The organism is Williamwhitmania sp., from assembly GCA_035529935.1.
In the GTDB taxonomy this organism is placed as follows: Bacteria; Bacteroidota; Bacteroidia; order Bacteroidales; family Williamwhitmaniaceae; genus Williamwhitmania.
In genome coordinates this window covers 1-2,246 of record DATKVT010000088.1, presented here as the reverse complement: position 1 = coordinate 2,246, position 2,246 = coordinate 1, and the positions used below count along the sequence as shown (strand labels likewise).

Annotated in this window: 3 protein-coding genes; all 3 read right to left on the bottom strand. The window is 40.9% G+C overall.

From position 1 onward, the window contains the following. Window positions 1-196 precede the first annotated feature (196 nt). Window positions 197-739: an NYN domain-containing protein gene (locus tag VMW01_06985; protein HUW05987.1), complete on the bottom strand. Its 543-nt coding sequence runs from the start codon at window positions 737-739 to the stop codon at window positions 197-199. A gap of 82 nt (window positions 740-821) precedes the next feature. Then, entirely contained in the window at window positions 822-1,628 is an 807-nt protein-coding gene (locus tag VMW01_06980; GenBank protein HUW05986.1) for a J domain-containing protein, read from the bottom strand. Window positions 1,629-1,690: 62 nt separating this feature from the next. After that, window positions 1,691-2,173 carry a hypothetical protein gene (locus VMW01_06975; GenBank protein ID HUW05985.1) on the bottom strand — a complete coding sequence of 161 codons (483 nt, stop codon included), beginning with the start codon at window positions 2,171-2,173 and terminating at the stop codon, window positions 1,691-1,693. Between the last annotated feature and the right edge of the window lie 73 nt (window positions 2,174-2,246).

Sequence of the window (2,246 nt, the reverse complement as noted above, 5' to 3'; positions counted from 1 at the left end):
TCCAAGCCGTCCAGGAATTTCAGGAACAGCAGCCAAGATGTCTGCTCTGTGTAATCTAATTCGTTGGAACAACCGGCTTCTTTCCAAAGTACGTCGTCGATATTTTTAAATGCTAGTTCGAACATGGTTGCCTATAGTTGTATTCAGGAAGGATTGAAGGGTAACACTCAGGGTCGGAATTAATAAATATTTACATTTATATTGAAGCCGCCCAGTTATTTGAAATCATTTGGTTTTCATTAAAGAATTGATAATCGTCGCAGCTACGTTTCAACTTTTCAGGAGCATCGTCGACAAGGCTTAACACACCTGTCCTACATCCAAAATCCTCAACACGTTTTAATGCTACAGAAAAGTCTTGGTCGTTTGATAGCACAATTGCAAATTGACAATTTCTAGAGGCGGCATGGTAGACAAGATCAGCAACTAACAGTGCATCAACCCCTTTTTCTCTATGCTTGCCATTAGGCAGCTTTATGCTTTCACCAAGAATGATTCTGCAGCCTTCAAATGCTTTTTCGCCATGAACCGCATAAGCATCATCGAGTTTTTCCTGACAAGTATATAAATAGGTACGGTGAAGCTGACGCTCACGACACGCAAATTTGGAAATGCTACTAAAGCTATTTACTTTCAACTTTGCATCACGGAGACGAATAAAAAGATTAGATCCATCAATAAAAACCATGGTTTTATCAAATGCTGCCGGTGGTAATGGGCTTGAGAACATTCCGCTCATGGATTCCCTTTCAATATGGCTAATAAATCTAGGTATGTTAACCCGCTTCAGGCAAGCTTCTTAACTATAGAGTCAGTATTAATCAATGAATGATTGAAAGCGTTACAATGATTACAAATATGGCAAATATTAATATCGAAACTCCCCAAGGTAGAAAAGGACTCTCATTACTTCCTACTTCTACTGCATTATTCCATGCATTTGTCTTCTCCCTTTTTTCCTCACCCCACTTCATTCTTTCAGCATCACTCTTCATTTCTTCTGTTTCGAAATTAAAGTCCTTGCAGATTTTTTTTATAACCCTGTTTGGTGAAACTTCGCTACCTAATACTCGAATGGAATCATTAAGAGCTTTTGCGGCAGCTTTATTCCCGGCCAATATCAACTCAAGTGCAAAATCAACAATTTTTTTGTTGCTACCAAAGTATGATTCCAAGAATGATTCCTCCGCTTTTTCAGCAAATGATTTTCGTTTTTCAAAAGCCTTGCGTTCAAGCAATGAAGCACGATAACTGAAAGCCAACATGCTCGATATTTTTGATAGTCTATTATTGATGCTTACCAAATCTGGATAAAAGTCAACTGCCAAAGCCCAATCTTTCTCGAGTGGATCAAAACTGTTTGTGGCTTGACCTGCTTCTTCTTCATGAACCCATTCTGCGAAGTCTCCCTCTTTACCACTCCTTGACTTGTCATAAGTTTGACGTCGAATTGGGTCTGAAAGGATACTGTAAGCCTCGTTGATTTCTACCATCCGTGCATTAGCTTTTGAGACATCTCCAACATACCGATCGGGGTGATAACGCTGTGACAAAGCCTTCCAAGCAGCACGGATAACGACCTCCTCTGCAGAGGGTGCAATACCTAATATGGCATAATAATCCTTCATGCCCTGATCTTTGTCTGTAAGCAAATTGGTGTCATAGGTTAATCTACCTTACCCTTAAATCGTTAATTCTGTTGACTAGGAACATACCTCTTATAAGCCTCGATCCAATTCGTCGCCATCTCATGCTGTGCCTCGGCAAGAGATATCTCATTCCTGCAAACCATTTTGTAAAGCACGAACTCCAGCTGGTCTTTCTTGGCCGCATTCCACTCACTTTTACGTGGTTCTGGCCAAAGGTTTTGCGGATCTCTTGGATCGCCCCCAATTGAAAGAGCAATCAAATGATCTTCCTCATAGTCCTTGGGATTCCTGTCTTCGTAGCCATATTCCCGGATCTGACGCTTCTTTAACTTGTTGGTGTAGTAAGACGGGGGCCTTACAGTTTTAGTGTAGCCATGTATACAGACCGTTTGGTGGATGTTTTGTTGCGTAATGTACGGGTTGATTGCGCCTGGTGTAAGTTGGGGATTGGGGAGGTCTGAGGCGAAGGCGTTGATTGCAGGAGACAATATAAAACTTACAAGCAGGAATAGGAATTTTGGCATTGGCTAAACCTATTATTTACAATGGCAATTTGTACTAGTTGTACTTGAAGATTTCCATAAACCAGACGAAGAA

Coding starts and splice junctions, on each gene's coding strand:
- VMW01_06985 (HUW05987.1), bottom strand. CDS start 739: ATGAGCGGAATGTTCTCAAGCCCATTACCACCGGCAGCATTTGATAAA.
- VMW01_06975 (HUW05985.1), bottom strand. CDS start 2,173: ATGCCAAAATTCCTATTCCTGCTTGTAAGTTTTATATTGTCTCCTGCA.
- VMW01_06980 (HUW05986.1), bottom strand. CDS start 1,628: ATGAAGGATTATTATGCCATATTAGGTATTGCACCCTCTGCAGAGGAG.